General features: G+C 39.1%; 6 protein-coding genes. 1 reads left to right on the forward strand and 5 read right to left on the reverse strand.

Translation table 11 applies throughout. The features are described 5' to 3' along the window. Positions 1–152: 152 nt before the first annotated feature. The gene (locus AC1DRF_RS14100) at positions 153–842 is read right to left on the reverse strand and encodes a DUF421 domain-containing protein (protein WP_230184772.1); all 690 of its coding nucleotides are present in this window, start codon (positions 840–842) and stop codon (positions 153–155) included. Positions 843–977: 135 nt separating this feature from the next. Between AC1DRF_RS14100 and AC1DRF_RS14105 the strand changes: the two genes are divergently transcribed. Then, on the forward strand, positions 978–1,607 hold the full coding sequence (locus tag AC1DRF_RS14105) for an NUDIX hydrolase (protein WP_477740966.1): 630 nt from the start codon (positions 978–980) through the stop codon (positions 1,605–1,607). 4 nt (positions 1,608–1,611) lie between these two features. Here AC1DRF_RS14105 and AC1DRF_RS14110 read toward each other — a convergent pair whose 3' ends face one another. From AC1DRF_RS14110 to AC1DRF_RS14125, 4 genes are all read right to left on the reverse strand, one after another. Then, positions 1,612–2,010: a PaaI family thioesterase gene (locus AC1DRF_RS14110; protein WP_043981982.1), complete on the reverse strand. Its 399-nt coding sequence runs from the start codon at positions 2,008–2,010 to the stop codon at positions 1,612–1,614. Positions 2,011–2,123: 113 nt separating this feature from the next. Then, complete coding sequence (locus AC1DRF_RS14115; protein WP_477740965.1) at positions 2,124–4,271, reverse strand: DNA topoisomerase III; 2,148 nt, start codon at positions 4,269–4,271, stop codon at positions 2,124–2,126. A gap of 259 nt (positions 4,272–4,530) precedes the next feature. Beyond that, the gene (locus tag AC1DRF_RS14120) at positions 4,531–5,829 is read right to left on the reverse strand and encodes an arsenic transporter (protein ID WP_230184713.1); all 1,299 of its coding nucleotides are present in this window, start codon (positions 5,827–5,829) and stop codon (positions 4,531–4,533) included. Positions 5,830–5,844: 15 nt separating this feature from the next. Next, positions 5,845–6,195: an ArsR/SmtB family transcription factor gene (locus tag AC1DRF_RS14125; RefSeq protein ID WP_013056623.1), complete on the reverse strand. Its 351-nt coding sequence runs from the start codon at positions 6,193–6,195 to the stop codon at positions 5,845–5,847. Between the last annotated feature and the right edge of the window lie 148 nt (positions 6,196–6,343).

Here is a 6,343-nt window from a genome sequence, read left to right on the forward strand (position 1 = left end):
CCGCAGGAGTCTTCGGCTTGCCCTCCAATCAACTGCTAGAAGGAACGAAACAGATAATACTATGTTCACAATCACAAAAAAACGAACCACTAATCAGACATGTTGATTAATGGTTCGTTTTTCACTTGGGCTAAAATACTTTTCTCTCAGCCTTAGTCTTCATAATAATCAAGATACAGATGACCTGCTGAGTCTGCTTGGCCTAAAAATACCTTATCGACTGCAGCATCTTTCTTTTTGAGCTGTTCTTTAACCCACGCTACGCTATATCCTAGCTCATGAACCGCTTCTTTCATTATATTTCCGTCCATGATAATCGTTTGAGGTAATCGTGTCGCCTCTCCTTTTATTAATAAATCTTCTCTCGTAACGTTTTGCTTTTCTTTTTTTAACAGCACGCTTAATTCCCCGTTGGTTTCGAGCATAGCAAAAGCTACGTCTTCCACGTAAAAGATGTCTTTTTTCCGAAGCTGCTCCATGAGCTCATCTACTGTATATTTTTCTTTTTTTACATTTCCCTCAAGAATTTTTCCTTCTTTAATGAGGATCGTTGTCGTCCCTTCCACCGCTTTTCGAAAGCTTATACTTTTTAACGATACGTTTGATACAAAAATAAGAAAGGATGCCCACACTAAAATCGCGACTCCCCCGTGACTTGCCTGTAAATCTACATCCATTGAAATTGTTCCTGCAATATCTCCAATTGTAATGCCAACGATATATTCAAAAAAAGAAAGTTTGGATAACTGTTTTTTCCCCAACAGCTTTGTAATAAAAAACAAGCCAAGTAAAATCAGCACTGAACGAAGTACTACTTCCATCCAATGATTCAACGCATGCACCTTCTTTACTAAAATTGATGTATCCTTTATCTTGTACTTATTTTTATGTATGAACACGTTTTTTCACCTTCCATTATTTACATCAACTTCACGACGGGTTAGAGTAGAAAGAAGTCGGAAAGAAATGGGGAACTTATCATGAACGATGAAATGTTAATGGTATTTAACGATCAACAGGAGCGCATAGGAACAGCGTCTCGCAAAAAAGTGCACGAAAAAGGCTATTGGCACKAAGCGTTTCACTGCTGGTTTGTCAGCCGTGAAAATGATATAGACTATATTTATTTTCAAATTCGCAGCGAACAAAAACAAGATTATCCGGGTGCGCTCGATATTACAGCTGCCGGACATTTGCTTCATACAGAAACCGCTGTGGACGGTGTAAGAGAAATTCACGAAGAGCTCGGCGTCAACATTTCATTTGATGAATTGCTTCCTTTAGATGTATTTAAATATGAAGTATCTCAGCCGCACTATATTGACAAAGAATTCGCACACATATTTTTATATTACAGCTCTCATCCGCTCACTGCTTTTACGTTGCAGCAAGAAGAAGTATCAGGGCTTGTAAAAGCGCCGTTTTCTCACTTTTGCGAACTGTGGCTTGGAAATCAAACAGAACTGATCATTGAAGGGATAACAAATAAAAAAGAGCCCATTCACCGTACAGCACACAAAAGTGAATTTGCTCCTCATCCCAAAGCTTACTATGAAACAATTATTTCATTCATTAGCCAGCAGCTGCATTCAGCAGAAAAAGCTTAAAATCCTAAGCTTTTTCTGCTGAAAAAATCATATATGTTGCACTGCCAAGCGCAACAAGCTTGCCGCTGCTGTCTTCAATTTTCACTTCTCCAACAGCAAGCGTTTTGCCGCGATGAGACAGTGTGGATTTAGCAACTAAATAATCACCTATACCCGGCCTTGTGTAATTTACTTTTAATTCAACTGTACTGGCACTTTCCTCCTCAGAAAGAGAAGACCGCACAGCTGAACCAACCGCCGCGTCGATAAGCGTAGCAATAACGCCTCCATGAACCGTTCCTCTTCCTTGCAGAAGCTGCGGCTGAATCGTGATTTTCAACTCCGCATATCCTTTTTCAAGCAGCGTTTCTTCAATGCCAATATAATCCCAAAACGGAATCATCCCTTTACTCATTCGTTTCATCAATCTCATCCTTTAGATAAATAAGCTATGTAAGAACTTCTAGAAAAGCTGGAGAAATCCTGTTTCTTCGCATGTAAAAAGCGCCTGCTCTTTAGCAAACGCTTTTTATCCCTCTATTTTTCAAATAAAAACTGCACTTTATTTTCTTTCCATTCTAACTTGGCATTAAAGGTTTTATCGCCTTTTTTAAAGCCTTCAATCAAATCTGTCTGTCCTTCACTTAACAGTTTTTTTAAATTAGCTTGGGTGACTGTTTTACCTAAAATCTTTTTCGATACGGTAAACGTGCATTTGGTTTTTGCATAGTTTGAGCATCCGTAAAATGAACCTTTATCGACTACTTTTCCGTCGCAAAGCTTACACGAACCAAACGATTTAGAAGAGAAGCTTTTACCTTTTCCTTTTCGCTGAATGGATTCAGTGTCGTATCCGCTGAAGTTCCACTTACTTTCTGCTTCGACAGCGTCTTCGATAATTTTAGCTGACAGCTTTTTTGTTTGTTCCATAAAAGCAGCGGCCGATGCTGCTCCTTCTCCAATTTCAGCTAAACGCTGCTCCCACTTAGCCGTCATTTCTGGTGAAGCTAAAATTTTATCGCCAATCGCGTCAATCAATACCTTTCCTTTATCAGTCGCAAACACTTGGTTTTTTTTCACATCAATATATTTACGGTCTTTAAGCATTGTAATGATTCCCGCACGCGTAGCTTCAGTCCCTAACCCTTCTGACTTTGCTAAAATTTTCTCCAGCTCATCATTATCCAAATGCTTACCCGCTGTCTTCATCAGCGTAATCAACTGACCTTCCGTGTAGCGTTTTGGAGGCTGTGTTTTACCTTCTTTTACGTCTACTTTAACAACTTTTCCTTCTTCCCCTTCTTGGACATTCGGAAGAATAACGTCGTCGTCTTTCTCGTTTTGAAAAATTACTTTGCGCCAGCCTTCTTGAATTTGCTGCTTTCCTTTTGAAATAAAAGCTGCTCGCTTTTCCACGAGTGTCGTAATCGTTGTATAGTCGAAAATCGCTTTTTCATAGTGTGCCGCAATTAGACGTCTTACGACTAGGTCGTAAATTTTCTGTTCGTCTCCTGACAGTTTGCTGGGGTCCTTCACTTGTTCCGTTGGAATAATCGCATAGTGATCGCTCACTTTTTTTGCATTTACATAGCGTTTATTTCCCAGGACTGAAGAGTAAGGAAGCGGAAATAAATGTTCGTATTCAGAAAAAGCACTCAGTTTTTCTAAAATCTCAGGAAACGTTTCCGCTTCTCCTTCTGTTACATAGTTTGAGTCTGATCTTGGATAAGAAACAATTCCTTTCTGATACAGCCCTTGCAGCACATCAAGCGTCTTTTTAGGAGAAAACTTAAACGCTTTATTGGCGGTTGCTTGAAGTGATGATAGGTTAAATAATAAAGGCGGCTGGAACTCTTTTCGCTCCGTTACGAGTTCATGAACTTCCGCGTCTTTTCCTTCGCAAAACTGAGCAATTTTATAGGCCATTTCTTTTTCTTTAAGACGCGATTCTCCGTCTTGATGCCATTTGCCTTCATACTTCTTTCCTTCAATATCAAACTTAGCAAGCACTTCCCAAAAAGGCTCTGATTTAAAGTTATCAATTTCTTTTTCACGCTTYACGATCAAAGCAAGAGTTGGCGTCTGCACGCGCCCTGCCGAAAAAACATCTGACATACCATGCTTTTTTAACAAAATGCTATACACCCGTGAAGCATTCATCCCAACGACCCAATCCGCACATGCTCTTGTATATGCTTCATAATAAAGGTTACGCGTATCGCTTTCGTCTTTTAACTGTTGAAACCCATCATAAATGGCCTTTGGCGTTAAAGAAGAAATCCACAATCGCTTCATCGGCTTATGCACACCTGAAAGCTGAATGATATTACGAACAATCAATTCTCCTTCACGCCCCGCATCTCCCGCATGAATAATTTCTGTGACCGTCGGCTTTTTAAGCAGTTTTTTTACCACTTGAAACTGCTTAGCTTTTGAGCGCGTCACTTCATATTGAAAGCGGTCTGGAATCATCGGCAGCGTGTCAATTGACCACTTTTTCCACTCCGGTTTATAATCTTCCGGACTCACAAGCTGACATAAATGCCCCACTGCCCACGTCACATACGCTCCGTCTGTAAACACTTCATTCGGTGGAATCTCTAAATAGCCGTCGTGACGCTCCGGCTGAAACTGTGAAGCTAGAGTCGATCCTTGATCCGGCTTTTCTGCAATAATTAACTTCATGTATTTAATCACCTTACATTTCAAATTTCCATGTGAAACTTAGTCAGTTTTATTATTTTATCATAGAAAGAGCTGTTGGAGTATGAATGAGGAGAAAAGTAGTTTAGATGAGAGATACCTATCTCATTTTAAAAACGTGTCGCTGTCCGTTATAGCTTTTCAATAAAAAAGCTGTAGATCATTTTCTACAGCTTTGATACATATCTGAATTTTTCTGGCAACAGCCATTRTTATATCGACTAAAACAAATCTGGACGTGTTATGAAATAATCAATAACCAAACATACAAACCAACAAGCGTAATAAACAATGTCGGAATCGTTAAGATAATACCCGTTTTAAGATACGTTCCCCATGAAATTTTCACGCCTTTTGTTGAAAGAACATGAAGCCATAAAAGTGTCGCTAAAGAACCAATCGGGGTAATTTTCGGACCTAAATCCGATCCAATAACGTTTGCATAAATCAACGCTTCCTTGATTGTTCCAGCCGCGTGTGTTGCATCGATTGCTAGTGCATCAATCATAACGGTTGGCATATTGTTCATAATCGATGAAAGAATAGCCGCAGTGAATCCCATACCAATTGTTGCTGCAAACAGTCCATGACTAGCCGTTGCTTGGATCACATGAGCCAGAATTTCTGTTAAACCAGCATTACGCAAGCCGTATACAACAACATACATGCCGATAGAGAAAAAGACAATCGCCCATGGAGCTCCCCGTAACACTTTTTTTGTATGAACCGCTCGGCTTTTTTTAGCCATCATCAAAAACAGAATAGCAATAATACCTGCAATAATCGAAACAGGGACGCTAAAGAATTCTCCAATTAAATAGCCTAGCACTAACAAAACTAAGACAATTCCAGATAACCGAAACATCTTTTCATCTTTGATGGCATCCACTGGCTTCTGCAAATCTGCTACATTGTATTTCTTAGGAATTCTTTTGCGGAAATACAGATATAAGACCATAATACTTGCAAACAGAGAAACCAAATCTGGAACAATCATGCGTGATGCAAATTCAGAAAAGCTAATACCGAAGAAGTCGGCTGATACGATATTTACTAAATTACTAACAACAAGGGGCAGCGACGTTGTATCTGCAATAAATCCACTTGCGATAATAAACGGAAAAACCATTTTATCGTCGAACTTTAATGCCCGAACCATGGCTAGTACAATGGGTGTTAAAATCAACGCTGCTCCGTCATTAGCAAATAGCGCTGCTACAACGGCTCCAAGAAGAGACACGTACACAAACATACGCACGCCGTTCCCTCCTGCAGCTCTAGCCATATGAAGCGCTGCCCATTCAAAGAAACCAATTTCATCTAAAATTAAAGAAATAATAATAATAGCAATAAACGTAAGAGTCGCATTCCACACAATGCTGGTTACCTCAAGAACGTCTTGAAAATCAACAACGCCTGCCAGTAAAGCAATCATAGCCCCCCCGCAAGCCGACCAGCCGATTGATAAATTTTTCGGCTGCCAAATGACAAAAATTAATGTTACTAAAAAAATCAATGATGCTAGTACAACTGATGCCACTTTTTAAACCTCCAATTATTCACAACAACTAATACGCAGTCCTTGTTTTTCCAGCTCTTTTAAACGTTCGTCCTGACTTGGTACAGATTCAAGTATGCCCAGAACAAACTCATAGTACTGGCTTTCTTTATTAAGAGAATAAAAAACCCATTGCCCTTTTCTTCTTTCCTTCACAAGTTCAGCATCTCTTAATTTTCGTAAATGCTGACTAATTGAAGGTTGGCTAGCTTGATAGATATCTACGAACTCACAAACACAGCATTCATTGTTCTCTATTAATTTAACCATCGAAAGCCTTGTTTTATCTCCCAATAATTTTAAGATTTGGGCTGCCTTTTCAATACTATCTATAGATTTTGTGCTCATTAATGAATACCTCCTACTCCCTTTCAGTTAATAGATAATAATGTGCTTATGTATTAATGCTCATTACTATAATTGATTTCTAAATGTTTTACAATTTTTTAGTAAACTAAAAGTGATTTAGTAGTTGTCTAAGGATTTAAAGAAGTTA

It is taken from the genome of Priestia sp. P5_B4 (assembly GCF_056400385.1).

What these genes read in the sequence shown, in the direction of transcription:
- AC1DRF_RS14110 (WP_043981982.1), bottom strand. Translation starts at nt 2,010, where the DNA reads ATGAAACGAATGAGTAAAGGGATGATTCCGTTTTGGGATTATATTGGC.
- AC1DRF_RS14125 (WP_013056623.1), bottom strand. Translation starts at nt 6,195, where the DNA reads ATGAGCACAAAATCTATAGATAGTATTGAAAAGGCAGCCCAAATCTTA.